Source organism: Streptomyces nogalater (genome assembly GCF_039532885.1).
Classification (GTDB): domain Bacteria; phylum Actinomycetota; class Actinomycetes; order Streptomycetales; family Streptomycetaceae; genus Streptomyces; species Streptomyces nogalater.
This window is the reverse complement of the sequence record NZ_BAAASM010000002.1, coordinates 267,613-294,373: the sequence shown is the minus strand read 5'-3', so window position 1 is coordinate 294,373 and position 26,761 is coordinate 267,613. Positions and strand designations below refer to the sequence as shown.

25 protein-coding genes are annotated in these 26,761 nt (G+C 72.9%); 18 read left to right on the top strand and 7 right to left on the bottom strand.

The window, feature by feature from the left end; translation table 11 throughout:
* Positions 1-34: 34 nt before the first annotated feature.
* Together alc and ABD350_RS03280 are read left to right on the top strand one after the other, a co-directional pair.
* A complete protein-coding gene (alc, locus tag ABD350_RS03285; protein WP_344346133.1) occupies positions 35-1,150 on the top strand; it encodes an allantoicase in 1,116 nt (371 codons plus the stop codon).
* Between the two features lie 149 nt (positions 1,151-1,299).
* Complete coding sequence (locus ABD350_RS03280; RefSeq protein WP_344346132.1) at positions 1,300-2,112, top strand: AIM24 family protein; 813 nt, start codon at positions 1,300-1,302, stop codon at positions 2,110-2,112.
* A 95-nt stretch (positions 2,113-2,207) separates the two neighbouring features.
* Here the strand turns inward: ABD350_RS03280 and ABD350_RS03275 are convergent, their stop codons facing one another.
* Together ABD350_RS03275 and ABD350_RS03270 are read right to left on the bottom strand one after the other, a co-directional pair.
* On the bottom strand, positions 2,208-2,603 hold the full coding sequence (locus ABD350_RS03275) for a guanyl-specific ribonuclease (RefSeq protein ID WP_344346130.1): 396 nt from the start codon (positions 2,601-2,603) through the stop codon (positions 2,208-2,210).
* A gap of 90 nt (positions 2,604-2,693) precedes the next feature.
* Positions 2,694-2,894, bottom strand: coding sequence for a hypothetical protein (locus tag ABD350_RS03270; protein ID WP_344346129.1), 201 nt, complete (start codon positions 2,892-2,894; stop codon positions 2,694-2,696).
* A gap of 193 nt (positions 2,895-3,087) precedes the next feature.
* Between ABD350_RS03270 and ABD350_RS03265 the strand changes: the two genes are divergently transcribed.
* Together ABD350_RS03265 and ABD350_RS03260 are read left to right on the top strand one after the other, a co-directional pair.
* Positions 3,088-4,359, top strand: a complete 1,272-nt coding sequence (locus ABD350_RS03265) for a sensor histidine kinase (RefSeq protein ID WP_382467008.1) — start codon at positions 3,088-3,090, stop codon at positions 4,357-4,359.
* Between the two features lie 295 nt (positions 4,360-4,654).
* Complete coding sequence (locus ABD350_RS03260; protein ID WP_344346127.1) at positions 4,655-5,341, top strand: response regulator; 687 nt, start codon at positions 4,655-4,657, stop codon at positions 5,339-5,341.
* A 21-nt stretch (positions 5,342-5,362) separates the two neighbouring features.
* On the opposite strand, the gene ABD350_RS03255 is transcribed toward ABD350_RS03260, so the two are convergent.
* Positions 5,363-5,869, bottom strand: coding sequence for a DUF6624 domain-containing protein (locus ABD350_RS03255; protein WP_344346126.1), 507 nt, complete (start codon positions 5,867-5,869; stop codon positions 5,363-5,365).
* Positions 5,870-6,127: 258 nt separating this feature from the next.
* On the opposite strand from ABD350_RS03255, the gene ABD350_RS03250 reads away from it, so the two are divergent.
* The 8 genes from ABD350_RS03250 to ABD350_RS03215 all read left to right on the top strand — a co-directional run bounded on the left by ABD350_RS03250 (position 6,128) and on the right by ABD350_RS03215 (position 16,831).
* Positions 6,128-6,865, top strand: a complete 738-nt coding sequence (locus tag ABD350_RS03250; RefSeq protein ID WP_344346411.1) for a GntR family transcriptional regulator — start codon at positions 6,128-6,130, stop codon at positions 6,863-6,865.
* 200 nt (positions 6,866-7,065) lie between these two features.
* Positions 7,066-8,070: a sugar ABC transporter substrate-binding protein gene (locus ABD350_RS03245; RefSeq protein WP_344346125.1), complete on the top strand. Its 1,005-nt coding sequence runs from the start codon at positions 7,066-7,068 to the stop codon at positions 8,068-8,070.
* On the top strand, positions 8,067-9,110 hold the full coding sequence (locus tag ABD350_RS03240) for an ABC transporter permease (RefSeq protein WP_344346124.1): 1,044 nt from the start codon (positions 8,067-8,069) through the stop codon (positions 9,108-9,110). Before ABD350_RS03245 ends, ABD350_RS03240 begins: the two co-directional genes overlap by 4 nt.
* Entirely contained in the window at positions 9,107-9,877 is a 771-nt protein-coding gene (locus ABD350_RS03235; protein WP_344346123.1) for an ATP-binding cassette domain-containing protein, read from the top strand. The genes ABD350_RS03240 and ABD350_RS03235 overlap by 4 nt, the downstream gene beginning before the upstream one ends.
* A 178-nt stretch (positions 9,878-10,055) precedes the next feature.
* Positions 10,056-11,201: an ROK family glucokinase gene (locus ABD350_RS03230; protein ID WP_344346122.1), complete on the top strand. Its 1,146-nt coding sequence runs from the start codon at positions 10,056-10,058 to the stop codon at positions 11,199-11,201.
* Positions 11,198-11,779 (top strand): sugar kinase, encoded by a 582-nt coding sequence (locus ABD350_RS03225; protein ID WP_344346121.1) that lies wholly within the window; start codon positions 11,198-11,200, stop codon positions 11,777-11,779. Before ABD350_RS03230 ends, ABD350_RS03225 begins: the two co-directional genes overlap by 4 nt.
* 97 nt (positions 11,780-11,876) lie before the next feature.
* Positions 11,877-14,735 (top strand): DEAD/DEAH box helicase, encoded by a 2,859-nt coding sequence (locus ABD350_RS03220; protein ID WP_344346120.1) that lies wholly within the window; start codon positions 11,877-11,879, stop codon positions 14,733-14,735.
* The gene (locus ABD350_RS03215; RefSeq protein WP_344346119.1) at positions 14,732-16,831 is read left to right on the top strand and encodes an SWIM zinc finger family protein; all 2,100 of its coding nucleotides are present in this window, start codon (positions 14,732-14,734) and stop codon (positions 16,829-16,831) included. Before ABD350_RS03220 ends, ABD350_RS03215 begins: the two co-directional genes overlap by 4 nt.
* A gap of 216 nt (positions 16,832-17,047) precedes the next feature.
* Here ABD350_RS03215 and ABD350_RS03210 read toward each other — a convergent pair whose 3' ends face one another.
* Positions 17,048-18,013, bottom strand: coding sequence for a ScbA/BarX family gamma-butyrolactone biosynthesis protein (locus ABD350_RS03210; RefSeq protein WP_344346117.1), 966 nt, complete (start codon positions 18,011-18,013; stop codon positions 17,048-17,050).
* A gap of 578 nt (positions 18,014-18,591) precedes the next feature.
* Between ABD350_RS03210 and ABD350_RS03205 the strand changes: the two genes are divergently transcribed.
* From ABD350_RS03205 to ABD350_RS03195, 3 genes are all read left to right on the top strand, one after another.
* A complete protein-coding gene (locus tag ABD350_RS03205) occupies positions 18,592-19,311 on the top strand; it encodes an HAD family hydrolase (protein WP_344346115.1) in 720 nt (239 codons plus the stop codon).
* The gene (locus tag ABD350_RS03200; protein ID WP_344346113.1) at positions 19,308-20,081 is read left to right on the top strand and encodes an SDR family NAD(P)-dependent oxidoreductase; all 774 of its coding nucleotides are present in this window, start codon (positions 19,308-19,310) and stop codon (positions 20,079-20,081) included. The genes ABD350_RS03205 and ABD350_RS03200 overlap by 4 nt, the downstream gene beginning before the upstream one ends.
* A 156-nt stretch (positions 20,082-20,237) precedes the next feature.
* A complete protein-coding gene (locus tag ABD350_RS03195; RefSeq protein ID WP_344346112.1) occupies positions 20,238-20,909 on the top strand; it encodes a ScbR family autoregulator-binding transcription factor in 672 nt (223 codons plus the stop codon).
* Positions 20,910-21,341: 432 nt separating this feature from the next.
* Here ABD350_RS03195 and ABD350_RS03190 read toward each other — a convergent pair whose 3' ends face one another.
* Positions 21,342-21,947, bottom strand: coding sequence for a TetR family transcriptional regulator (locus ABD350_RS03190; protein ID WP_344346111.1), 606 nt, complete (start codon positions 21,945-21,947; stop codon positions 21,342-21,344).
* A 173-nt stretch (positions 21,948-22,120) separates the two neighbouring features.
* On the opposite strand from ABD350_RS03190, the gene ABD350_RS03185 reads away from it, so the two are divergent.
* The 3 genes from ABD350_RS03185 to ABD350_RS03175 all read left to right on the top strand — a co-directional run bounded on the left by ABD350_RS03185 (position 22,121) and on the right by ABD350_RS03175 (position 24,660).
* The gene (locus ABD350_RS03185; RefSeq protein ID WP_344346110.1) at positions 22,121-22,450 is read left to right on the top strand and encodes an ArsR/SmtB family transcription factor; all 330 of its coding nucleotides are present in this window, start codon (positions 22,121-22,123) and stop codon (positions 22,448-22,450) included.
* A 77-nt stretch (positions 22,451-22,527) separates the two neighbouring features.
* Complete coding sequence (locus ABD350_RS03180) at positions 22,528-23,907, top strand: MFS transporter (RefSeq protein WP_344346109.1); 1,380 nt, start codon at positions 22,528-22,530, stop codon at positions 23,905-23,907.
* 63 nt (positions 23,908-23,970) lie between these two features.
* Positions 23,971-24,660 (top strand): DUF6882 domain-containing protein, encoded by a 690-nt coding sequence (locus tag ABD350_RS03175; RefSeq protein WP_344346108.1) that lies wholly within the window; start codon positions 23,971-23,973, stop codon positions 24,658-24,660.
* A gap of 210 nt (positions 24,661-24,870) precedes the next feature.
* On the opposite strand, the gene ABD350_RS03170 is transcribed toward ABD350_RS03175, so the two are convergent.
* Together ABD350_RS03170 and ABD350_RS03165 are read right to left on the bottom strand one after the other, a co-directional pair.
* Positions 24,871-25,335, bottom strand: a complete 465-nt coding sequence (locus ABD350_RS03170) for a hypothetical protein (protein WP_344346107.1) — start codon at positions 25,333-25,335, stop codon at positions 24,871-24,873.
* Positions 25,336-25,463: 128 nt separating this feature from the next.
* The gene (locus ABD350_RS03165) at positions 25,464-26,738 is read right to left on the bottom strand and encodes a glycoside hydrolase family 6 protein (protein ID WP_344346106.1); all 1,275 of its coding nucleotides are present in this window, start codon (positions 26,736-26,738) and stop codon (positions 25,464-25,466) included.
* Positions 26,739-26,761 lie beyond the last annotated feature (23 nt).

Genomic DNA, 26,761 nt, shown 5'->3' with positions numbered 1-26,761 from the left:
ACCCACCGAGTCTCGAAAGGAAGAACTGATCACCGTGACGGCGATACCCAGCTTCACCGGCGACGCGAACCCCTACGGAGGCGGCGACCCGTACGCGGACTACCGCACCGCCGACTTCCCCTTCACCCAGTACGCCAACCTCGCCGACCGGCAGCTCGGCGCCGGTGTCATCGCCGCCAACGACGAGTTCTTCGCCCAGCGGGAGAACCTGCTGGTACCCGAGCGGGCCGAGTTCGACCCCGAGCACTTCGGCCACAAGGGCAAGATCATGGACGGCTGGGAGACCCGCCGCCGCCGCGGTGTCTCCGCCGAGCACCCCTGGCCCACCGCCGAGGACCACGACTGGGCGCTGGTCCGCCTCGGCGCGCCCGGGGTGATCCGCGGCATCGTGATCGACACCGCCCACTTCCGCGGCAACTACCCGCAGGCGGTCTCCGTCGAGGGTGCCTGCGTACCGGGCTCGCCCTCGCCGGAGGAACTGCTCGGCGACGACGTGAAGTGGACCACCCTCGTCCCGCGCACCCCGGTCGGCGGCCACGCGGCCAACGGCTTCGAGGTCACCGTCGAGCAGCGCTTCACCCACCTGCGCGTCAACCAGCACCCCGACGGCGGCATCGCCCGGCTGCGGGTGTACGGCGAGGTCGTCCCGGACCCCGAGTGGCTGGCGGCCCTCGGCACCTTCGACGTGGTCGCGCTGGAGAACGGCGGCCAGGCCGAGGACGCCTCCAACCTCTTCTACTCGCCGGCCACCAACACCATCCAGCCGGGCCGCTCGCGCAAGATGGACGACGGCTGGGAGACCCGCCGCCGCCGCGACCAGGGCAACGACTGGATCCGCTACCGGCTCGTGGCCCAGTCCGCCATCCGCGCCATCGAGATCGACACCGCCTATCTGAAGGGCAACAGCGCGGGCTGGGCGTCGGTCTCCGTCCGGGATGGCGAGGACGGCGAGTGGACCGAGGTCCTGCCGCGCACCCGGCTCCAGCCCGACACCAACCACCGCTTCGTCCTGCCCGAGGCGGCGGTCGGCACGCACGCGCGGATCGACATCTTCCCCGATGGCGGCATCTCCCGGCTGCGCCTGTTCGGCTCGCTGACCGAGCGGGGCGCGAGCGCCCTGGCCGCCCGTCACCAGGAACTGGGCGGCTGATCCCCGTCCGCACGCTCGTGTGGGGCGCCCCGGCCGGACAGCACCGGGGCGCCCCACGCGTCACCCGAACGGACCCCGTACCACCGGTTCGGAACTCTTCGTACCGCCCGTCCGGAACTCTTCCGTCCGCCTGACGCGTTGTCCCTCACGTGACCCTTCAGCAAGAGATCGTCGGCAACGCCATGCAGATGGCGGTCGTCAGCCTGCGCCCCGGCCAGACCGTCTACTGCGAGGCCGGGAAGTTCCTGTTCAAGACGGCGAACGTGACCATGGAGACCCGGTTGTCCGGCCCCTCGGGCGGCGGCGGACAGCAGCAGAGCGGCTCCGGCGGCATGGGCGGGCTGCTGCGCCAGGCCATGGGCACCGCCATGCAGGTCGGGCAGCGGATGCTCGCCGGCGAGTCGCTGGCCTTCCAGTACTTCACCGCCCAGGGCGGCGAGGGCACGGTCGGCTTCGCGGGCGTGCTCCCCGGGGAGATGCGCGCCCTGGAACTGGACGGCACGCGCGCGTGGTTCGCCGAGAAGGACGCCTTCGTGGCCGCCGAGTCCAGCGTCGAGTTCGGCATCGCCTTCGCCGGCGGGCGCACCGGGATGAGCGGCGGCGAGGGCTTCATCCTGGAGAAGTTCACCGGGCGGGGCACGGTGATCATCGCCGGCGCGGGCAACTTCATCGACCTGAACCCGGCGGACTTCGGCGGCCGGATCGAGGTCGACACCGGCTGCGTGGTCGCCTTCGAGGAGGGCATCCAGTACGGCGTCCAGCGCGTCGGCGGCCTCAACCGCCAGGGGATCATGAACGCCGTCTTCGGCGGCGAGGGCCTGTCCCTGGCCACCCTGGAGGGCAACGGCCGGGTGATCCTGCAGTCCCTCACCATCGAGGGCCTGGCCAACGCCCTGAAGAAGGCCCAGGGCGGCGACAAGCAGGGCCCGACCGGCGGACTGTTCTCCACCCACGCCGGCTGAGCCGTCCGCCCGCGGCGAAGACCGGGCCCGGCCGAAGCGGCCGGGCCCGGCGGGATGTCGCGCCGTTCCTCGGGGCGGCCCCGTGGGGGAGGGGCTCAGCAGCCGTAGTCGATCAGGTCGAACGAGGCGTAGTGGTCCGCCGTGTAGTAGTCCTCCTGGTACTTCTCACCGGTGACGATGCGCCGGGCACCGCGGGTGGGGGAGCCCGGAGTGATCACGGTGTACTCGTGGTAGTAGCCGGCCGTGTGCTTGGGCAGGACGCCTTCGCGGTTCTGGAAGACGGTCCCGTCCTGGGAGTACGGGTACGGACCGCCCTGTTCGATCAGCTCCAGGGTGTCGTGGGCCTGGGCGGGCAGAGCGCCGTAGCAGACGCTGCCGACCGAGGCGGCCGCGGCGTCCGCCGTGGTCGCGGTGACGGTGCCGCCCACCAGAAGGGCGGACAGGAGGGCGGCCGCCGCTCCGATGCGCGTTGCGCGTGGGGGGAATCTCATGCCCTCATGATGACGCGCGTAGATCATGGCATGTCAATGTCAACCACCGAGTGTTTTCCGGTAAGTCCGATGATTTTTCCGGGGGTTAACCTACGGCCGCTTCCGGCTGTCCGCCGCCGCGAACAGGGCGAGCGCCAGCACCACGAGCGCCACGCTCGCGTAGACCTCGTAGCCGTCGAGGAAGCCGAGGCGCCACACCACCCCCACCCGCCAGTCGGTGAACTCGTGCACCAGGCCCATGACGCCCTGCACCAGCGCGATGAATCCGAGAAGTTCCAGTAGCTGTTTCACCCGGCGACTCTCGCCCGGCGGCGGCTTGGCGCGCATCGGCCGCCCGGCGAGCGCGTGCCGCCGAAAGACCGCGCCCCGCGGCGGCGGACCGCGCCGAAAGTTACCCGGCCGTGCGACTTCGGTCGGTGCCGCCGGTCGTATGGTCGGTGATCCCCGGCCCGGGACGGCGGCGGAGCCCGGACCCCGCATAGATTTGCCGACCGTGAGCGACAACGAGCAGGCACGGGCGCCGGGAGGGTTCGCGGGCCGCCGGTGGCTGTTCCCGTCGGCGCTGGTCCACGAACTGGACGCGGACGCAGGGTCCTCGGGACGACGGCCCCGGCGCACCGCGCGGGACTGGGTCGTCGACTTCTGCTGCTTCCTCCTGGCCGTCCTCGTCGGCCTCGCGGCGGCGCAGTCCCTGCCCGAGGAGGCCGGCCTGCCGCGCTCCGTCGCCGTCCTCGACCAGGTGCTGGGCGCCCTGTCCTGCGCCGCCGTCTGGCTGCGCCGCCGGTGGCCGGTCGGGCTCGCCGTCGCGATGGTTCCGGTCGGCCTGCTGTCCAACTGCTCGGGCGGCGCGGCCGTGGTCCTGCTGTTCACGCTCGCCGTGCACCGGCCCTTCCGGTACGTCGCCTGGATCGGCGGCGCCGGTCTCGTGCTGGCCCCGCTCCTGTACTGGGTGCGGCCCGACCCCGACCTGCCCTACGCCGGCGTCGTCGTGTTCACCACGCTGCTCACCGTGTCGATCACCGGCTGGGGCATGTTCGTCCGCTCCAAACGGATGCTGATGCTGAGCCTCAGGGACCGGGCGCACCGGGCGGAGACCGAGGCCCGGCTGCGCGCCGAGCAGGCGCAGCGGCTGGCCCGCGAGGCCATCGCCCGAGAGATGCACGACGTGCTCGCCCACCGGCTCACCCTGCTCAGCGTGCACGCGGGCGCCCTGGAGTTCCGGCCGGACGCGCCCCGCGAGGAGATCGCGCGGGCCGCCGGGGTGATCCGGGAGAGCGCGCACGAGGCGCTCCAGGACCTGCGGGAGATCATCGGCGTGCTGCGGGCCGGCGACGCCGAGGAGTCCTCCGGCGGGCGCCCCCAGCCGACGCTCGCCGCGCTGGACGCCCTGGTCGCCGAGTGCCGCGAGGCCGGGATGAAGGTCACCCTGGACCATCGCGTCGCCGACCCGGCCGCCGTCCCCGCCTCCGTCGGCCGCACCGCCTACCGCATCGCCCAGGAGGCCCTGACCAACGCCCGCAAGCACGCCCCCGGCACCGAGGTCACCGTCCGCCTGACCGGCGCCCCCGGCGACGGCCTGACGGTCGCCGTCGCCAACCCGGCACCGCCCGCCGAGGTCCCGCCCGTCCCCGGCTCCGGCCAGGGCCTGATCGGCCTCACCGAACGGGCCACCCTGGCGGGCGGCCGGCTACGGCACGGCGCGCGGCCCGACGGGGGGTTCGAGGTCCGGGGGTGGCTGCCGTGGCCGCGGGGGTGAGGGAGCCCGCCGCAGGCACCTTCGGCGTCGCGCGCCCGCGAGCCGAGCCGGGGGCGTGGCGAGCGGGGGTGTGGCGAGCTGGGGAAGCGTGCCTAGCGGGGGTGTGTGCTGAGTGGGGAGGCGTGGCGAGCGGGGCGCGTGGCGAGCCGGGGAGGCGTGGCGAGCGGCGGCGCGTGGGAGCGGGGGGCCTGCCGAGTGGGGGCGCGTGCCGGGAGCGCGTGTGGTGCCTCCTGGTGCCCGCCTGCCACCGGCCACCCCCGGCACCCCGGTCCGCCGACCGTGATTACGTAACCCCATGACTGCGACGCCGACGCCGATCAGACTCCTCCTCGTGGACGACGACCCCCTCGTACGCGCCGGTCTGGCGCTGATGATCGGCGGGGCCGGGGACATCGAGGTCGTCGGGGAGGCCGCCGACGGCGCGGAGGCCGAGGAACTGGTGCGGCGGACCCGGCCGGACGTCGTCCTGATGGACCTGCGGATGCCGGCGGTGGACGGGATCACCGCGACCCGACGGCTGCGGGCCCGGCCGGACGCGCCGCAGATCGTGGTGCTCACCACCTTCCACGCCGACGAACAGGTGCTGCACGCGATGCGGGCCGGCGCCGCCGGTTTCGTGCTGAAGGACACCCCGCCCGCCGAGATCGTCGACGCCGTGCGCCGGGTCGCCGCGGGCGACCCGGTCCTGTCGCCCGCGGTCACCCGGCAGCTGATGCGGCACGCGGCCGGCACCGCCGCCGACGCCCGGCAGGCCCGGGCCCGTGAACGGCTCGCCGTCCTGGGCGACCGCGAGCGCGAGGTCGCCGTCGCCGTCGGACGCGGGCTCGCCAACGCGCGGATCGCCGCCGAGCTGTTCCTGAGCGTCGCCACCGTCAAGGCCCACGTCTCCCGCGTCCTCGCCAAGCTCGGCCTCGACAACCGGGTGCAGATCGCGCTGCTGGTCTACGACGCCGGGCTGCTGGACGGCGACGACAGAGCCTAGGGCTCCCTCGGGAACGGCTGCTCAGGGCATCGCGAACCTGGCGACGTACTCGTCGAAGGGCTCGATGCCGGCCTGCGCGCGGAGTTCGTCCACGCGCTCGGGCTCTTCGCACGGCCACGGCACCGGCTGCCCGCCGCGCACGCCGGCGATCTGGGTGCCGTAGGTCTGCTCGCGACCCTCGTTGACCCGCGTACGGTCGTGCAGGAAGGCCAGCTCGCGCCGTCCGGCCGCGCCGGCCGACACCGCCTGCCGCATCAGCTCCAGGGCGCGGCGCTGGACGTCGAGCTGCCGGTCGGCGTGCTGGGCGATCAGCCATGCCGCGCGTGCGGCCTCCTCGCCGACCTTGTCCGCCGTCGGCCAGCCGTACTCCTCCATGATCTGCCGGAGCCGGTCACCGTGCCGTGCGGTCAGCCGGCGCCACGCCAGCTGCTCGGCGGGGTCGTCGCTGTTCGCCTGGGCCGAGCACAGGTGATCGGCCGCCGCCATGGCCGTGAGTTCCTCCGCCAGTGCGGCAACGTCGTACGCCACTGTCAACTCCCCGGTGGGGTAGGTGGGTTGTAGGGGTTCGCGATAACCCTAGAAGGACATCGGGGGCGTAAAGATCGTTCCGGGGAACGGTGACAGACACCGCCGCGCGCCTCGATAATGGATCTGTCCCCGGTTGCCCGAGATCGCCGCCGAAACCGGTCGGCCGAATATGTCCGGACAACCTGACTACACGACTTCCCGTCAACCGGGCACCGGACTACGCTCGGCCACGTGCCGAAACCTGATGTGGACCCGACCGTGGCGCTCGATCTCCGTGTGGACCGCAGCTCCCCGGTGCCGTTGTACTTCCAGCTCTCCCGGCAGCTGGAGTCCGCCATCGAGCACGGCGGTCTCACCCCGGGCAGCCTGCTGGGCAACGAGATCGAGCTGGCCGCGCGGCTCGGCCTGTCCCGGCCGACCGTCCGCCAGGCCATCCAGGCCCTCGTCGACAAGGGGCTCCTCGTCCGGCGCCGGGGCGTGGGCACCCAGGTCGTGCACAGCCAGGTCAAGCGCCCGCTGGAACTGAGCAGCCTCTACGACGACCTGGAGGCGGCCGGCCAGCGCCCCGCCACCCGGGTACTGGTCAACGCCGTCGTCCCGGCCCCCGCCGAGGTCGCCGCCGCGCTCGGCGTCCCCGAGGGCGGTGACGTGCACCGCGTCGAGCGGCTCCGCCTCGCCCACGGCGAACCCATGGCCTACCTGATCAACCACCTGCCGACCGGCCTGCTCGACCTGGACACCGGCCAACTGGAGGCCACCGGCCTGTACCGGCTGATGCGCTCCGCCGGGATCACCCTGCACAGCGCCCGCCAGGCCATCGGCGCCCGGGGCGCCACCGCCACCGAGGCCGAGCGGCTGACCGAGCCCGTGGGCGCCCCGCTGCTGACCATGCGGCGCACCACCTACGACGACACCGGCCGCGCGGTGGAGCTGGGCGACCACACCTACCGCCCGAGCCGCTACTCCTTCGAGTTCCAGCTGCTGGTGCGGTCCTGACCGGGGTCCCGGTATTCGATGCGATGTCCGGACAAAGCGACCGCTCCTCGGTCCCCGGTCGTGTCATCCACGGTCGGCATGTCCGATACTGAAGTGTTTGGGGCAGGTGAGATCGCCGCCGGGACGCACCCACGGTGAGGTCGCCCGCCCCTTATGTACGTTTCGGAGCAGAGCAAGAGCGGCAAGAAGGGCACGGCCTCGTGGCACGGTTTCGGACCTGGGTAGGCATAGCGCTGGCGGGGGCACTCTCCGTGTCCCTCGCGGCGTGCAGCAGCACCGGAGGAAAGCGGGCGGAGGACGCGCGCAAGGCCGCCGCCGCCGAGGGCAGGGCGGCGGTGAACACCCCGCGCTGGACCTTCGCGATGATCACCCACTCGGGGGACGGCGACACCTTCTGGGACATCGTCCAGAAGGGAGCCGAGCAAGCCGCCGTCAAGGACAACATCAACTTCCTGTACTCCCACGACGACGAGGCCCAGCAGCAGGCCCAGCTGGTGGACGCGGCCGTGGACAAGAAGGTGGACGGCATCATCGTCACCCTCGCCAAGCCGGACGCCATGAAGGACGCCGTGGCCCGCGCCCGGAAGGCCGGCATCCCCGTGATCACGGTGAACTCCGGCTCCGAGGAGTCCAAGGCCTTCGGCGCCCTCACCCACATCGGCCAGGACGAGACCATCGCCGGCGAGGCCGTCGGCGACGAGCTGAACAAGCGCGGCAAGAAGAAGGCCCTGTGCGTGCTGCACGAGCAGGGCAACGTCGGCCACGAGCAGCGCTGCGACGGCGTCGGCAAGACCTTCCGCGGCACCCTGCGCAAGCTCTACGTCAACGGCACCAACATGCCCGACGTGCAGTCCGCCATCGAGGCCAAGCTCCAGGCCGACAGGTCCATCGACTCCGTCGTCACCCTCGGCGCGCCCTTCGCCGACACCGCCGTCAAGGCCAGGACGGACGCGGGCAGCAAGGCCGAGATCGACACCTTCGACCTCAACCCCAAGGTCGCGGCGGCGCTCAAGGACGGCAGCCTCGGCTTCGCCGTGGACCAGCAGCCGTACCTCCAGGGGTACGAGGCCGTCGACCTGCTGTGGCTGTACAAGTACAACGACGACGTCCTCGGCGGCGGCAAGCCGGTCCTGACCGGCCCGCAGATCGTCACCAGGGACCAGGCCGCCGAGCTGGCCGAGTACACCGAGCGGGGTACCCGATGAGCACGGTCACCGACCACAAGCCGCTCGACGAAAGGCTGCTGCCCACCTCCCCGCTGCGCAAGCTGCTCGCCCGCCCGGAGCTGGGCTCGGTCGTCGGCGCCCTGGCCGTCTTCCTCTTCTTCGCCTTCGTCGCCGACGGCTTCCTGCGCGCCACCAGCCTCAGCACGGTGCTGTACGCCTCGTCGACCATCGGCATCATGGCCGTACCCGTCGCGCTGCTGATGATCGGCGGCGAGTTCGACCTCTCGGCGGGCGTCATGGTGACGTCGTCCGCGCTGATCTCCTCGATGTTCAGCTACCAGATGACGGCGAACACCTGGGTCGGCGTCGGCGTGTCGCTGCTGGTCACCCTGGCCATCGGCGCCTTCAACGGCTTCATGCTCACCCGCACCAGGCTGCCCAGCTTCATCATCACGCTGGGCACCTTCCTGATGCTGACCGGCATGAACCTCGGCTTCACCAAGCTGATCGACGGCACGGTCTCCACCAAGACCATCGGCGACATGGAGGGCTTCTCCAGCGCCCGCGCCGTCTTCGCCTCCACCCTCGGCATCGGCGGCGTCGACGTGAAGGTCACCATCCTGTGGTGGCTCGGCCTGGTCGCCCTCGCCTCCTGGATCCTGCTGCGCACCCGCACCGGCAACTGGATCTTCGCCGTCGGCGGCAACGAGGACGCGGCCCGCGCGGTCGGTGTCCCGGTCGCCCGCACGAAGATCGGCCTCTACATGGGCGTCGCGTTCGGCGCCTGGATCTCCGGCCAGCACCTGCTCTTCTCCTTCGACGCCGTCCAGTCCGGCGAGGGCGTCGGCAACGAACTGATCTACATCATCGCGGCCGTCATCGGCGGCTGCCTGATCACCGGCGGCTACGGCAGCGCGGTCGGCTCGGCCGTGGGCGCGCTGCTGTTCGGCATGACCAGCAAGGGCATCGTCTACGCCGAGTGGAACCCCGACTGGTTCAAGTTCTTCCTCGGAGCGATGCTGCTCCTCGCGACCCTGCTCAACGCCTGGGTCCGCAAGCGCGCGGAGGCGACCGCATGACCCTCGTCGAGCTGACCGACGTCAGCAAGCACTACGGCACCGTCCGCGCCCTGGAGGGCGTCTCCCTGGAGGTCCACGCGGGCGAGATCACCTGCGTCCTCGGTGACAACGGCGCGGGCAAGTCGACCCTGATCAAGATGATCGCGGGCCTGCACCGGCACGACGGCGGCACCTTGCGCATCGAGGGCGAGGAGACCACCCTCTCCTCCCCGCGCGAGGCCCTGGACCGGGGCATCGCCACGGTCTACCAGGACCTGGCCGTCGTCCCCCTGATGCCGGTCTGGCGCAACTTCTTCCTCGGCTCCGAGCCCCGCAAGGGCGCCGGCCCCTTCAAGCGCATGGACATCGACCTCATGCGCCGCACCACCCGCGAGGCGCTGCTGCGCATGGGCATCGACCTCAGGGACGTCGACCAGCCCATCGGCACCCTCTCCGGCGGCGAACGCCAGTGCGTGGCGATCGCCCGCGCGGTCCACTTCGGCGCGAAGGTCCTCGTCCTGGACGAGCCGACGGCCGCCCTGGGCGTCAAGCAGTCCGGTGTGGTCCTGAAATATGTGGCCGCGGCACGTGACGAGGGCCTGGGCGTTGTCTTGATCACCCACAACCCGCATCACGCGTATCTCGTGGGCGACCGATTCGTGCTCCTGAGGAGGGGCACGATGGTGGGCAATTACACACGGAACGAGATCACCCTGGACGAGCTGACACAGCAGATGGCCGGCGGCTCCGACCTGGACGCCCTGCGCCACGAACTCCAGCGAGACTGAAGAAGCGCGGGGCCGCGCCGGGTACGGCTCCGCCGCGTGGGCGCGAGACGCCACGGCGGACCCGGGCGGCACCGGACGCCTGCCCCGCACCGGACGCGCGGCCCGCACCGGACGCGCGCCCCCTCCCTCCCCGCCCCGTACGGCACTCGGCGTGAGCGTGCGGCAGAATCGACCAACGATGAGCACCTACCGCGACCTCACCGCCCCCATCGGCTCCCGCCGAGCCCCCGTCCTGCGCACCGTCGGCACCAGGGAGCGCCGGTCCCACCTGACCGCGCCCCGCGTGCCCACGGTCGGTATCGACATCGGCGGCACCAAGGTCATGGCGGGCGTCGTGGACGCCGACGGCAACATCCTGGAAAAGCTCCGCACGGAGACCCCGGACAAGTCCAAGAGCCCGAAGGTCGTCGAGGACACCATCGTCGAGCTGGTCCTGGACCTGTCCGACCGGCACGACGTGCACGCGGTCGGCATCGGCGCGGCCGGCTGGGTCGACGCCGACCGCAACCGCGTCCTGTTCGCCCCCCACCTGTCCTGGCGCAACGAGCCGCTGCGCGACCGCCTCGCCAGCCGGCTGTCCGTGCCGGTCCTGGTGGACAACGACGCCAACACCGCCGCCTGGGCGGAGTGGCGCTTCGGCGCCGGTCACGGCGAGGACCACCTCGTCATGATCACCCTGGGCACCGGCATCGGCGGCGCCATCCTGGAGGACGGCCAGGTCAAGCGCGGCAAGTTCGGTGTCGCCGGCGAGTTCGGCCATATGCAGGTCGTCCCCGGCGGCCACCGCTGCCCGTGCGGCAACCGCGGCTGCTGGGAGCAGTACAGCTCCGGCAACGCGCTCGTCCGCGAGGCCAAGGAGCTGGCCGCCGCCGACTCCCCGGTGGCCTACGGCATCATCGAGCACGTCAAGGGCAACATCGACGACATCACCGGCCCGATGATCACCGAGCTGGCCCGCGAGGGCGACGCGATGTGCGTGGAACTGCTCCAGGACATCGGCCAGTGGCTCGGCGTCGGCATCGCCAACCTGGCGGCGGCCCTCGACCCGTCCTGCTTCGTCATCGGCGGTGGCGTCTCGGCCGCCGACGACCTGCTCATCGGCCCGGCCCGGGACGCCTTCAAGCGCCACCTCACCGGGCGCGGCTACCGCCCCGAGGCCCGCATCACCCGCGCCCAGCTCGGTCCCGAGGCCGGCATGGTGGGCGCCGCCGACCTGGCCCGGCTGGTGGCCCGCCGGTTCCGCCGGGCCAAGCGGCGCCGCGTGGAGCGCTACGAGCGTTACGAGCGCTACGCCCAGGCCCGCCGGGACCGGGACACCGCATGATGCCCTCGCTGCCGCACCAGGCCGGTCCGCCACCACGGCCGGACCGGCCCGCCGAGGACCCCCGGCACAAGGCCCGGCGCCGGGCCCTCACCCTGCTGATCATCGTCCTGCTCATCGGCGTACCGGCCGGCTATCTGGTGATCTCCGCCAACCAGAGCCGCGACAGCGGCAAGGACAAGGAGGCCAAGTACTCCGCGACCGGCCTGACCGCGGGCTGGCCGTCCAAGGTGCAGCGCCGCCTCTACCAGGTGGCCGTCCCGCACCCCGCCGACGACATCGCCTACTACGAGACGAACAACTGGAAGACCAGCCGCCTCTACGTCCAGTTCCGCACCAACCCCGCCGGCCTCGACAGCTTCCTGGAGGCCATGGGCGTACGCCGGGAACAGCTGCGGAAGGACGAGCTCACGATCGGCGAGCGCGACCGCGAGGTCAGCGGCTGGACCTTCGGCGGCCCCGGCCCCTGGTGGGGGCTGACCCACGAGCAGAAGAACCCCGCGCCCACCCAGGACGTGGTCGTCAACCTGTCCGACCCCCGGCGCCCGATGGTGTTCGTCGTCTCCCGCACGGTCCCCTGACCAGGGGCCCGGACCGGGCCCCGGAGCCGATTGTCAGACCCCGCCCGTAGAGTCGAGGACGACTGGTGCGACGCCCGGGCGGGAGGTGGCGGGACGGATGACGAGCGGAACGGCCGCGGTGGCCGCGTACACGGAGGGTTCCCCGGAGACCCACGCCGGGCACCCGGCCTGGGTGCGCCTCGCGTGCGTCTATCTGCCCGCACCCCTGCCCCGCGACGGCCGCCTCGCCTTCTGGGACCCCGCGGGCGACCCGCTGCCCCCGGCACCCGGGGGCACGGCCGAGAAGCTGACGGTCGTCCGCCGCCACGGCGCCGGAGCGCGCCGCCACCGGGTGCCCGCGCTGACCCTGCCGCTCGCCGGGGCCCTGCCGCTGCTGGTGCGCGCCCGGCGCGACCCGGCCGCCCACCCGGCCACCGCCTGCTGGGGCGCCGCCGCCCTGCACGCGCTGCGGCTCGTCGCCCGCGGCCGGCTGCTGCCCGGCCTGACCCCGGCCGGCCACGACGCCTGGCGGGCCGGCCCGCTGCAGCCCGACGACCTCGCCCACCTGCGCGCCATCGCCGCCGCCCTGCCCCCCGAGGGCCACGCCGTCCCCCTCCCCGGCCCCGGCGCGCTGCGGCTGCCCGAGCCCGAGGCCCTCGTCCGCTCCTTCCTCGACGCGGTCGCCGACACCCTGCCGCGCACCCCCGCCGCCCCCCACGCCTCCGGCCGGCCCTTCGCCGCCCAGGCCCCCCAGAGCCTGCCCGCCGCACAGGAGTGGGCGGCCGAGGTCGCCGCCGGGATGGACGCGGGCGTCCGCCTCTCGCTGCGCCTCGACCTGTCGGCGTACGACGTCTTCGACGGCGGCACCAGCGAGGGTGCCCGCGCCGCCGGAGCCGCCGTCGTACAGGTCCACAGCCTCGCCGACCCCACCCTGGTGGCCGACGCGGCGGCCCTGTGGGCGGGAGAGGCCGACCCGGCGTTCGGGCCCCGCGCGCGCGTGGACGCCGCCCTCGCCGTCCGGCGCGCCGCCCGGGTCTGGCCGCCGCTGGACCGCCTCGCCGAGCAGGACGTGCCCGACGTCCTCGCCCTGTCCGAGGAGGAGCTGAACGACCTGCTCGGTGTCGCGGCGAGCCGGCTGGCCGCCGCCGGAGTCGCCGTGCACTGGCCCCGGGACCTCGCCCGCGACCTGACCGCCACCGCCGTGATCCGCCCCGCCCCCGGCTCCGCCACCGACGGCACCGGCTTCTTCGACAGCGGCGAGCTGCTCGGCTTCCGCTGGCAGCTGGCACTCGGCGGCGAACCGCTCGACGAGGCCGAGATGGACGCCCTCGCCGAGGCCCACCGCCCGGTCGTACGGCTCCGGGACCGCTGGGTGCTGGTCGACCCCGCGCTGGTCCGCAAGGCCCGCAAACGGGAACTCGGCCTGCTCGACCCGGTCGACGCGCTGTCCGTCGCCCTCACCGGCACCGCCGAGGTGGACGGCGAGACCGTCGAGGCCGTCCCCGTCGGCGCGCTGGCCGCCCTCCGCGACCGGCTCACCGCCGGCCTGCGCCCCGCCACCGCACCCCCCGGCCTGCGTGCCACCCTGCGCGACTACCAGCTGCGCGGGCTGGCCTGGCTCGACCTGATGACCTCCCTCGGCCTCGGCGGCTGCCTCGCCGACGACATGGGCCTCGGCAAGACCGTCACCCTCATCGCCCTGCACCTGAAACGGGCCCGCACCGAACCGACCCTCGTCGTCTGCCCGGCCTCCCTCCTCGGCAACTGGCAGCGGGAGATCACCCGGTTCGCGCCCGGCGTCCCGGTCCGCCGCTTCCACGGCCAGGACCGCACCCTGGACGGCGTCGACGGAGGCTTCGTCCTCACCACCTACGGCACGATGCGCTCCGCCGCCGCCCACCTCGCCGAACGGCCCTGGGGCATGGTCGTCGCCGACGAGGCGCAGCACGTGAAGAACCCGTACTCGGCCACGGCCAAGGCGCTGCGCGCCATCCCGGCCCCCGCGCGCGTGGCGCTCACCGGCACCCCCGTGGAGAACAACCTCTCCGAACTGTGGGCCCTGCTCGACTGGACCACCCCCGGACTGCTCGGCCCGCTGAAGTCCTTCCGCGCCCGGCACGCCCGCGCGGTGGAGAGCGGCGAGGACACGGAGGCGGCCGAGCGGCTGTCCCGGCTGGTGCGGCCCTTCCTCCTGCGCCGCAAGAAGTCGGACCCGGGCATCGTGCCGGAGCTCCCGCCGAAGACCGAGACGGACCACCCGGTGCCGCTCACCCGGGAACAGGCCGCGCTGTACGAGGCGGTGGTGCGCGAGTCGATGCTGGCCATCGAGACGGCCGAGGGCATGGCACGGCGGGGCCTGGTGCTGAAACTGCTGGGCGCGCTGAAGCAGATCTGCGACCACCCGGCGCTGTATCTGAAGGAGCGGCCGGACCCCGAGCGCCTGGCCGCCCGCTCCGGCAAACTCGCCCTGCTCGACGAGCTGCTGGACACCCTGCTCGCCGAGGACGGCTCGGCGCTCGTCTTCACCCAGTACGTCGGCATGGCCCGGCTGCTCACCGCCCATCTCTCCGCCCGCGCGATCCCGGTCGACCTGCTGCACGGCGGCACACCGGTGCCGGAGCGCGAGCGCATGGTCGACCGCTTCCAGAGCGGGGAGACCCCGGTGCTCGTGCTGTCCCTGAAGGCCGCCGGCACCGGCCTGAACCTCACCCGCGCGGGCCATGTCGTCCACTTCGACCGCTGGTGGAACCCTGCGGTCGAGGAACAGGCCACCGACCGCGCCTACCGCATCGGCCAGACCCAGCCCGTCCAGGTCCACCGCCTGGTCACCGAGGGCACGGTGGAGGACCGCATCGCCGAGATGCTCGCCGCCAAGCGCGCCCTCGCCGACGCCATCCTCGGCTCCGGCGAGGCGGCCCTGACCGAGCTGACGGACCGCGAACTGTCCGACCTCGTCTCCCTGCGGAGGACGCCATGACGCCCCCCGGCCACCCCCACCCCGCCGACGCGGCCCGCCGCGCCCTGCGCCAGGCCCGGCAGCGGGCGCTCACCGAGCGGTCGGACACGACGCCCGTTCCGGCCGAGGGGGAGCGGGCGGCCGAGGGGACGGGTACGGCGCTGGAGGCGGTCGAGGGGGCGGCGGGTACGGCGTCGGGTCCGGCCCTCGGGGAAGGTGCGCCGGGTACGGCCGGGAAAGAGCGCGCGGAGCCGGGTCCGGGCGAGGGGGAGCGCGTGGTGCCGGGTCCGGTGGAAGCCGGGCCGGGGAGCGCTGGTTCCGTGCGTACGGACGCGCCGGAGGGTGGCGCCCCGGCGCGGGGAGCCGGTCCGGACGATGCCCGTGCCGGTGCGCGTACCGGAGGTACCGCCGGCCGGCGCCCCGGTGATGTCGCCCGGGAGGCGCTGCGGGCGGCGCGGCGGGAAGCGGCGCGCGCGGAGGCCACGGGGGCCGCCGGGGCGCGGCGCGCGCGGCGGGTGCCGGAGTCGGCCCGTTCCGCCGCGTCGCGTACCTCGTCCCGGTCCGGGCAGGAGGCGGGGGCCGCCCGCGCCAAGGCCGTACAGGACATGCGGCATTACCTGGCGACCGCCTTCCGGATGCCCGCGGGGACCGACACCGCCGACGGCGACCCGGAGGACACCGCTCCCGCCGCCACCCCGCCCGTCGAACCGACCCCGGTGACGCCGGAGCCGGCGCAGACGGACCGCGCGTCGGAGACCAGCCGGCAGCCGGAGACCAGCCGGCAGCCGGAGAACGGCCGGCCGTCGGAGACCGGCGCGGCGGCGCGGTCGTACTTCGGCGCCGGGACCATGGGCACCCCCCACCGCGACGGTGAACTCCGTCGTACCTTCCCGGCGTTCCCCGCCCGGGAGGCCGGAGGCGTTGGGGAGCCGTTCGCCGGCACCTGGTGGGGCAACGCCTGGGTCGGTGCCCTGGAGCGGGGCGCGCTGGACGCCAAGCGGCTGGCGCGCGGCCGGGGTTACGCCGACCAGGGGCAGGTGGACGCCATCACGGTCACCCCCGGACTGGTGCTGGCGTACGTACGGGGCAGCCGGCCCCGGCCGTACCGGGTGCAGGTGCGGGTGCGGACCCTGGAGGACACGGACTGGGAGCGGTTCCTGGACGCCGCGGCCGACCGGCCGGGACACATCGCGGCCCTGCTCGACAAGGAGCTGCCCCAGTCGCTGGCCGACTGCGGTGTGCCGCTGCTGCCCGGCCCCGGTGACCTCGTCCCGCGCTGTAGCTGCCCCGATTCCGGCCACCCCTGCAAGCACGCCGCCGCCCTGTGCTACCAGACGGCCCGTCTGCTCGACGCCGATCCCTTCGTCCTCCTCCTGCTGCGCGGCCGGGGCGAGAGGGAACTGCTCGACGCGCTGTCCCGGCGCAGCGCCGCCCGCGCGGCCCGCGCCGCGCGCGAACGGCAGCCGCGGACCCTGCCGGGTGTCCGGGCCGCCGACGTCCTGGCGCCCCGCCGTCTCCCGCCGCTGCCCAGCCCGTCGCCCGTGCCGCCGCACCCCGAGCAGCCCCCTGTGTACCCCTCGGCGCCCGGCGGCCCGGACCCCCTCGCGCTGGACCAGCTGGCGACCGACGCCGCCGCCCGCGCCCACGCGCTGCTCACCACCGGGCACGATCCGGTCGGTGAACTGTCCCTGTGGCAGGACGCGGTGCGCCTCGCCGCGGCCCGCCCCGGCTCCGGACTGACCGCGGCCACCCGCACGCTGTACGCCGCGCTCGCCGACGCCACCGGCCGTACCCCGGCCGATCTCGCGCGCGCCGTCGCTGCCTGGCGGCAGGGCGGGGAGGCGGGGCTGGCCGTCCTGGAGGAGCCGTGGGATCCGCCGGCCGGCCGTTTCGACCGGGCCCGCCCGCTGCTGCTCGCCGCCGACCTGCCGGCCTTCCGCCCCTGGCGCAACCGCCTCACCCATCCGCGCGGCCACGTCCAGTTGCGGCTGGGCCGCGACGGACTGTGGTACGCCTACGAGTCGGAGCCCGGCAAGGAGGACTGGTGGCCCCGCGGCACCCCGGACTCCGACCCGGTGGGCGCCCTGACCGGCCTCGCCCTACCCGACGACCTCTGACCCCGCCCCCCGGTCCGCCGGGGGGCCTTGCGCCCGCCGGACACCCGACGACCAGGCGAGGGCCCGCGCCCCCGGGCACCGGTCCGCTCCTACGTTCCTACCCCCGGCCCACCGGACCCCGCCGCTCCCTCTCGGTCCGCCGAGCTGTTCCCGTCCCCGGCCGCCGAGCGCCCCCTGACCTCGCCCCCGCCCACGACCAGGCGGACACTCCCGGTGTCAGGCCGTGGCCGGGTGGGTCGTCACCGTGCACTCGAAGACGAGCGCGTCGTGCTGTTCGACGGTCACGCGGACGCGGCCGTCGGCGGCCGTCCCGGCCGCGACCCAGGCCGGGGCGTCCAGCTCCGCGTACCGGTGGAAGGCCGCGTCCAGGCCCGTGGCGAGGAGCGGCGCCGGGCCGAGGTGGTGCTGGGCCGCCTGGCGGGCCGCCTCCAGGAGCAGCATGCCGGGAGCATGGTCGTTCGGGTGGTCGAAGATGATCGGGTGCAGGGTGTTCACCCGCAGCTGCCAGCGGCCGTCCGCGCCGCGGGGCGAGAGCACCACGTCGTGCGGGCGGTCCCGGCCGACCAGCCCGGGCTGGAGCGGCAGCGGCAGTTCGACGGCCGCCGCCATGGCCCGCTCGGCGTCCGCGTAGGCCCCGCGCAGCCGCCGGTACAGCGCCCTGCTGTGCGAACTGAACGAGGTCTCCGCCGTACCGAGGTACTGCCCGTCGCGGGTGGCGGTCACCTCCATCCGCATCCCGCGCAGCACACCGGCCCGCCGCTCGACGTCCGAGCAGCGGATGCGCAGTTCCACGTCGGCCGGGGTGAGCCCGGCGCGCAGCGCGGCCGGGTCCAGGCAGACGTGGAGATCACGCCATATCTGCTTGTGGTCCATGGGCGCGCCGAAGACCGCGTGGGACAGCAGCGGCACCGTCTGCCGCAGTGTCTCGCTGAACAGCAGCGGGTCGTGGAAGCCGTCGGCGGGCCCGTAGAAGGTGTGGGCCCGCGGCCACTGGGCCGTGACCGTGCAGGTGTCCGCGTCCGTCTGCCGCCAGCCGGTGAGGAAGACTTCGGTGACCGCCGAGCGGTGGACGTACTCCTTGGGGACGGTTGTCGTCAATGTGGCCGGTCCGACGGGTGTGGTGGTGGGCAGGGCCGCCTGGAAGTCCGTGATCATGCTGTCGATGGGCGCAAACGTAGTCATTGCCTCTCCCCCTGGGCAGTCGAGAACGGAGTGCTGCCGGTACGCAGGCCAAGCCTGGACGGGCTTGGGCGGAGTGCGGATCGAGCCGAGCGGTGTGCGACGGCCGCCACTGTACGTACTGACCGGTTTTTTTTCCAGCCTTCGCCGTCCTTCCCGGCCAGTGGCCGCCGGGCGCGGCGGGGCGGGTGAGAGCGCGACGGGCAACGCGCTGCCGTGCCTGTCGGGCGCGGGCGGGACCGCGCCCGCGCACGTGCTGCCTCCGACGTCAACTCTGCATACCCCCCTTGGCAATTGCTGCCGACGCCGGACGTCCACGCACGGCCGTCCGGTCTGCTCCGCGCGCCCGTGCGGACGCCCGGAACCATGTCCGACCAGCGTACTAGCGGCCTGTGGCGAGCCCCCTCCCGGTGTGACGTCCAGGCCACCGTCCGTGGACAGCACATCCCGGGAGCCGAGACGCCGGAACATGATCCATGGACTATCGGCGGCACCCGTGTGAGGATCTGAACCGGTCGTCAGGTTTACTCGATTCGCTGTCCGCACGAAGCGTCGGCGGATCGCGGGAGGGAGATGAATCCATGACCGAGCAGCTCGGCAAGCTCCGCATGGCCGCGCTCAACATCGACGGAGTCCTGCTGAACGACACGTTCAGCCCCGTCATCCACCACTTCGTCACGAGCCGGGGCGGCACCTACTCCGCCGACCTGGAGCGCCGGATCTTCTCCCAGCCGCAGGCGGTCGCGGGCCGGATCCTCGCGGATGTGTGCGGTATGCAGACCTCCCCGATGGAGACGATCGCCGTCTACTTCGAGGAGCGCGAGCGCTACCTCGCCGACCACCCGGTCCACGTCCTCGACGGCGCGGTGGAACTGCTGCGCAGACTCCGCGCCCTGGGGCTGCGGACCGTCTGCTACGGCGGTCTCGACGCCTCGCACTTCGAGCGCTACCTGGGAGACCTGGCCGACCTGTTCGACGCACCCCGGTACGTGTGCACCAACGACATCCGTCCCGGCCTGTACGAGATCGCCGTCGACATCGCCGGGCTCGCCTGCGACGAGGTGCTGTTCGTGGACGACGTGGCCCGCGTCGCCGAGGCGGCCCGCGAACTGGGTGCCCCGTTCATCGGCCACCCCAGCGACTTCGAGCACGGCTACCAGCGGCAGCTCATGGTGGAGGCCGGAGCGCGCCATGTCGTCGGCTCCCTGGACGAGATCGACGACGCGCTGCTGCGTACGATCGACGCCGAGGCGCAGGCCGGCGCGCTCTGGGCCGGCGCGCCCGGAAAGGCGGTGGCGTGACACCGGAAGGCGGACTGCTGGCCGGCAAGGTCCTGTTGGTCACCGGGGCGAGCAGCGGCATCGGCGCGGCGGCGGCCCGGGTGGGCGCGCGCAACGGCGCCGCGCTGGTTCTGATGGCCCGCCGGCTGTCCCGACTGGACGAGCTGGCGGCCGAGTTGCGGGACAAGGGCGCCGAAGTCGCCTGCGCCGGCGGTGACGTGACCAGTGCCGAGGACGTGGAGCGGGCGGTACGGCTCGCCGTCGACCGGTACGGCAGGCTCGACGCCGCGTTCAACAACGCCGGTACGACGACCGAACCGGCCCTGCTGCACGAGACGGACGACGCCGACTACGACACGGTGCTCGACGTGAACGTCCGCGGCGTCTGGCTCTGTATGAAACACGAGATCAGGGCCATGCTCGCGAACGGGACGGGCGGCGCGATCGTCAACAACAGCAGCATCGCCGGGGTCCGCGCGACCTCGCAGGGGGCGCCCTATGTGGCCGCCAAGCACGCCGTGCTCGGCCTGACCAAGTCGGCCGCGGCGCAGTACGCGGAGCACGGCATCCGGGTGAACGCGCTCGCCACCGGACTGACCCGGACGGAGATGTCCGAGGGTGTCTTCGCCCGCGACCCGGCGGCCGAGGAACGCATGCGCCGCCGCAATCCGCAGGGGAGGGTGGCCGATCCGGAGGAGGTGGCCCGGGTCGCGGTGTGGCTCTGCAGCGACCAGGCCAGCTTTGTCACCGGTGCCACCATGGCGGTGGACGGCGGTGCCGGAGCCTGGTGAGTTCCGGCTCTCACGCCGCGACGGCCCGGCTCGGCAGATTGGTAAAGTACCAATCATCTGGTTTCTTTTGTCTCCCGGCGTGCACTTCGCGGGCCGGGATCAGGCATCCGCGTCAGCTCGGAGGGGGTGGCGTGGCGCGGACGAGAGGACGAACACATGGCACAGCAGTTGCGCGCGATCCGAACCCGTGGCGCCATCCTGAACGCAGCGGCGGAGGTCTTCGCGCAGCACGGCTACCACGGTGCCAGCATCGCGCAGATTCTCGACAAGGCCCAGGTCACGCGAGGGGCCCTGTACTTCCACTTCGCTTCCAAGGAGCAGTTGGTACAGGGCATCTTCGCCCAGCAGGTGACGGAACAGGGGTATCCGCCGCGCACCTACAAGCTCCAGGAACTCGTCGACGAGGCCATGGCCCTGGCCTGTCGGCTGCCGCAGGAGATCATGCTGCGGGCCGGCGCCAAGCTGGCGATGGAGCCGCAGTTGCAGGAACTGACCGACGGCGGCCCCTGGAAGGCGTGGGCGCTTCGGTTCGCCTCCATGGTGTTCGCGGCCAAGGAGCACGGCGAGGTCTACCCGCACGTGGTGCCCGAGGAACTGGGCCGCTTCCTGGTCAGCTCCTGGGTCGGCGCCCAGATAGTCTCGGAGGTGACGTCCGAGTGGGAGGACCTGGAAGAGCGCATCTCCTCGATCTTCGCCTACACGCTGCCCAGCGTCGCGATGCCCGCGATCTTCGCGCAGCTCGACTTCGGGCCCGACCGAGGGACCCGGGTGCTCGCCGAGATGCGCGCGGCGGACGCCGCGGCGCTGGTGGCGGAACCGGCGAGCTGACCTCCGCAGGACCGGCTCCCGCACAAGTCGGGCACCGGCACTGGCACCGGTTGCGCACCGATTCCCGCACCGGCTCCCCGCATCGACTGGGCATGGGATCCGGCACCGATGAGGCATCGGCTCCGGCACCGCGTGGGCCCCGGTCGTACCCCGACGGGTGTCCAGGCGGCGGGAGACCGATGAGTGCGGAACCGATGAGTGCGGAACCGATGAGCGCGGGCCCATGGGCGTGGGGCCGGTGAGCGCGGCCGGTGGACGGGAGACGCCGGGACCCGGGACGGGTGCGTACCGGCCCGGTGTGCACCGGCCGGCTCCCGTTCGGACGCGGGCCGGTGGATGAACCGGCTCGCCGCCGGTCGCCGTCGACGTGGCCGGCCACCCGATGACGACCGGCTGTCGTTTCACCCCCGGGCCGGAACCAACACCCCCCCGTCAGCCGGATGTCGGTGTGAGCGGGTCGGCGAAGGCCGGTGCGGCGAGCGCGGGGAGCAGCAGTTCCCAGGCGTCGGTCAGCCAGGCCTCCGGGTCGCGGTCCGCGGGGACCGCCTCCTGATGGAGCGCGAGGGCGAGCACCAGGTCCACGACGGACTCCACACCGGCGCCGGGCCGCAGGCTCTCCTCCTCCCGCGCGCGCAGCACCGCCTGCCGGAGGACCGCGCGCCAGGCGAGCCGGCAGTCCATGGCCGGCCCCGAGGACGGTCCGCGCTCCCGGGCCAGCCTGAGGCCGGCCCGGGTCAGCGGGTCGGTCGCCAGCCGGCCCGCCAGCCCGCGCACCATGTCGCCCAGCGTCCGCAGGGCCGGGACCCGGGGATCGTCCAGGGCCCTCAGCTCGGTGCGGGAGCGTTCGCACGACAGATACTGCACGGCGTCCGCGAGCGCCGACTTGCTGCTGAAGTGGAACGAGAGCGCGCCCTTGCTCACCGCGGCGCGGTCGCTGATCGTCGCCAGCGTCGTGCCCTCGTAGCCGTCGCGGTCGAATATCTGGGCGGCGGCCAGAAGCAGGGCGTTGCGGGTCTCTTCGGCCCTTACTTGCCTCATGCGGCGGACTCGTTTCGCAGCATATCCACCGTAACTCCGTTCAGTGATCACTCGGTAACGGGGACTTGATTGTCCAACGGCGAATCTCGTCTTGTAAACCGAACCCCCGGTTTGTAATGGAGCAGTGTCAGTTCGGCTATCCCGAACAGTCGTACTCTGCTAGGGTCCCGGACATGCGACCGCTACCCGAACCTGCGCTTGAGTCGCTGACGCTGGCCTCCGTGTTGTACGCGCTCGGTGATCCGGTGCGCTTGGAGCTGGTGCGGCGGACCTACGCCGATCCCGGGCGGACCTGTGCCGTCGAGGATCTGGGAGTGCCGAAATCAACGCTGACCAGTCACTGGCGGATCCTGCGCGAAGCCGGAGTGGTCAGGATGGCCGTGGACGGCCGGTACCGGCGCATCTGGCTGCGCACCGACGAACTGCGGGAGCGTTTCCCGGAGTTGCTGGACGTGATCCTGCGGCTGTGTGCCGAGGACTCACCGCACGGTGCCCTGACGTGACGCGGGAGCCGAGCAGCGGTGGAAGAGGTCGCCTTGTGCCCGTAGCAGCCCGGCCGAACCGAGCGGTCGTACTCGCCATGAGCTGCGTCGGACAGTTCATGGTGCTGCTCGACAGCACCATCGTGGGGGTGGCCCTCCCCGACATGGGGCAGCGCCTGCACACCGGATTGTCCGGGCTGCAATGGATCGTGGACGCGTACGTCCTGCTGGTCGCCATGCTGCTGCTGACCGGCGGCGTCTTCGCCGACCGCTTCGGCCGCAAGCGGGTGTACCTGTCCGGCACGGTGGTCTTCACCCTCGCCTCACTGGTGTGCGCCGTCGCCCCCTCGCTGGGCTGGCTGGTGCTCGGCCGGGTGCTCCAGGGTATCGGGGCCGCGGCGATGAGCCCCGGCTCGCTGGCCCTGCTGGCCGACGCCTACCCCGCGCCGCGGGAACGGGTCAAGGCGATAGGCCTGTGGGCCGGTATCAGCGGCATCGGCCTGGCCGCGGGGCCGCTGGCCGGCGGCCTCCTTGTGGAGGCGTTCGACTGGCGCGCCATCTTCCTGGTCAACCTGCCCATCGGGGCGGCCCTGCTGCTGGCCGCGCTGCCCACCCTGACCGAGTCCCGCAATCCGGACGCGCCGGCCATCGACGTCCCGGGCACCGTCCTGTCCATCCTGGGTGTCGGCGCGCTGACCTACGGGCTGATCGAGGGCGGGGCCGAGGGCTGGACCTCGCCGGTCATCCTCGCCTGCTTCGCCGCCGCACTGGTGGTCACCGCCGCGTTCATCGCCGTGGAGGGGCACAGGAACGCGCCCATGATGCCGCTGCGGCTGTTCCGGAACCGGTTGTTCACGGTGTCCAACGCGGCCATGCTCATGGTCGGTTTCTCGCTCATGGGGTCGGTGTTCTTCTTCTCCCAGTTCTTCGTCGTCGTGCAGGGCGGCTCGATTCTCGGCTCCGGTCTGAAGACCCTGCCCATCTCGCTCGGCATGGCGCTGGTCAGCCCGTTCGCCGGCCGGCTGGCCGCGAGGTACGGCTTCCGGGCCGTGGTCACCACCGGCCTGGTGGTGGCGGGCGCGGGGCTGCTGGCACTGGGCTTCGTGCACGCGGACACCCCCTACGGGAACACCTGGTGGCGCCTGGCGGTCAGTGGTGCCGGCTTCGCCCTGGCCATGTCCCCGCTGACCGGTGCCGCCATCCAGGGCGTCGGCCCGCGGGAGGGCGGTCTCGCCTCGGGCATCAGCAGCACGGCCCGGCAGATCGGCGCGGTGCTCGGCGTGGCCGTGCTCGGCGCCATCGTGCTCGGACGTCAGTCCAGGGGCGCGTCCTTCGAGGCCGGCCTCGACAGCGCCTTCATCACCGCCGGCGTCGCCACCTGGGTCACCGCGGTCTTCACCGGCCTGTGGCTGGTCAAGTCCCCTCCCGGGCAGACCGCCGTCCCGGAGCCGCGCCCGCGGGCACGGACACCCAAGTGAACAGCACCGCCGGGCCGGTCCTCCAGGTGTGCTCGCATGATCGCCGGCTCATAGAGTGTGGCCATGGCGAGTGAATTCAGCGATGCCTTCCTCCGGGAGGCCGAGCGGCATGCCGCATGGGGCGCCGTCCAATTGGAGACCCTGACCGCGTTTCTGCCCGAGGGGCCTTGGACCGCCGACCTGGAGGCATGCCTCTACCGGCAGGGAGACCTGGAACTGCGCGTGGGTGTGCTGGGGACGTACGACACCTCGGAGCAGTCCTGGATGTGGGGCTGGGCGAACCCGGGGCTGCGGGGCACGGCGGTGGTCTCCTCGGCCGCCGGCGTCGAGCGGTACGGGCGGGCGCACGGTATCGCCGAACTGACCGAAGAGGTCCTGGACCTGTCCGGTTTCCCGGATCCGCGCCGGGCCGCCGAGACACTCGCCTTCACCGGCATGGGGGTGGCCGGGGCACCCGGATACATCGGTGCCCCGGCGGGGCCGGCCACTCAGGTGTACTTCCTGCCCGACGACCCCCGGGTGCCGCGTGCCGGCCTGGACGCGGTCGCCTTGCCGCGGACGCTGCTCACCGGCGCACGGCTGATCGGCCATTCGGCCCGGCACGTCGTCAGCGGGTACTTCGACCACCACGGCGTCCCGCACCGCGCGGAAGGCGACCGGATCGTCGCCGAACTGCCCGGCGGCGGGGCGGCCGAGGTCACCTTCGACCCGGCCGGACGGATCGCGGGAGTGAGGACCGGGATCCACCCTTGAGCCGGGTGCCACGGCCGCCGGATTTCGCCCTCGGGGCGGGTGTCATGGCCCTCGGCCGCCGGAATTCGCCCCCGAGTCGGGTGTCACGGTTCCCGGCCGTCGGGTTTCGCCTGAGGCCGTCCTGTGACAGCGGACGTGGACTGTCTGCCATCGAAGTCGGACCGGCCCGGCCACTGGCCAGTGTTGCCTGTCATGGCAGGGCGCACGGGCTCAAGAGTGTTCTTCGGCGTAGCGGACGAGTGCCCATGCGTTAGCCGCCCATAGATGTATCCGTGTGGCACCAGCCTGATCCGGGCTGTGCCCGGCGGTGCCGGTGACGTAGTGCACGGGCCCCATGGTGTTCGTCGTGATGGTGACGTCCTCCCAACTGCCGCCAAGAGCGGTCATCGCAGCTCTCAACACGGGTCCGGGGTCGTCGGTGTTCCCGCTGATCGGCCCCAGCGCCGCGTCTGTACCGTCGTTTTCGTCCTGGATACGACAGTCTGTTTGGCCCAGGTATGCGCGGATTCGCTCAGCGAGCCGGACGGCTGCCCCCGGCACAGGGGCTTCCGCCTCGACCTTCACCGAGACCATCAGTCCTGTCAGGTCACTCACCAGCCTGGAGAACTCCTCAGCCTCCTCGGCGGACAACTTCGTCTCGCCCACTGACTCTCTGTCCTCGTCGTTGTTCTGCACAAAAGAGCATTCTCGCGGTATGACTGCACGACCGTTCGACACGGCAGTCAGAGCGGAGCAAAGACGCCATCGATGAGTCACGTCTCGACCGGGCCGGAGGGCCCCGCCTCCCTCCGGCCGGGCCCTGCTCAGCGGTTGAATGTCAGGCGTGGGGCCGCGTTGCGGGCCAGGGTGTGCGCCTGGTCGGGCCACCAGGTGCCGGCGGGCGGGTCGACGATGCCGTACTCGGGGTCGATCGTGCCGCCGGTGCCGCGTGTGCAGCTGCCGTCGGACTCCCCGGGGATCTTGATCCACAGGTAGGCGTCGACGAGCGGGACACCGGTGTCGGCGGTGGGACGCGGGCCGAGGCCGCGGCCGGGCGCGTTGCACCAGGGCTCCGGGTCGCCGCTGTACTTTCCCGGCTCCGGCGTCCAGGCACCGAGACCGTTGCGGCTGGTGTCGATGACGAAGTGGCTCAGTTCACCGGCCGACGGCGTACCCACGTTCTGGTCGAACCAGGCGTCGGTCCACCGCCAGGTGGCGGGGTCGGCCGACGAGACGCTGTTGCCGGGGGTGCCGTCGTTCGGGGCGGCGGACGAGTAATACTGGCCGGCGCACCAGTCCGCGTGGCCACGAGCCCATTCGGGACCCTCGGTGGCGAACCACATGCACTTGGCCACCCAGCCGCCGTACCGGGCGTTGTGGTCGGTGGGGTGCATGTTGGACACGTTCAGCGAGAAGCCGTCGCCCTGGCGGACCCCGGCGTCCAGCAGCCGCTGGGCGATGTCGCCGACGGCCCGCCACTGGACGTTGCCGGCGTCCAGGTAGACGGCGGTGCGCGGTTTGGCCTTGAGGGTCTTGACGGCGTAGGCGAGGTCGGCGACGCGCATGGCCGTGAGGTCACCGCTCGGGTCGGTGGTGGGCCCGCAGTCCTTGGGCAGCAGGGCCAGACCGTCCGGTTCCACCACGACCACCGCACCGCTGTCGCCGATGCCGGCGGCGAAGGCGTCGATCCACTGCCGGTAGGCGGCGGAGGAGGCGGCTCCGCCACCGGAGTACTGGGAGCAGTCCCGGCCCGGGACGTTGTACGCGACGAGTACGGGCGTCCGGTGCACGGCCCCGGCCCGGCGGACCAGCTTGTTCACCTTGCCCCGCACCTCCTCGGGCGTGCCCCCGGTGAACCAGGTGGCCTGTGGCCAGCTGGCGAGCCTGGCCATGTTCGCGGCGTTCTCCAGGTCGCCGCTCCGCAGGTCCACGAGGGCCTGCTCGGCGGCCTTGCTGTGCGGGTCCACGTAGAACCTCGTGGCCAAGGTGGCCTCGTCCCGCGCCGGTGCGGCCTCCGCCCGCGTGGCGGTGAGCGCCGCGCAGGCGGCGAGGGCGGCGACGGCGGCGGCCATGCCGCGTCTCAGGCTGCGTGCTGTCATGACTGCTCCTGGTCGAGGGGTGG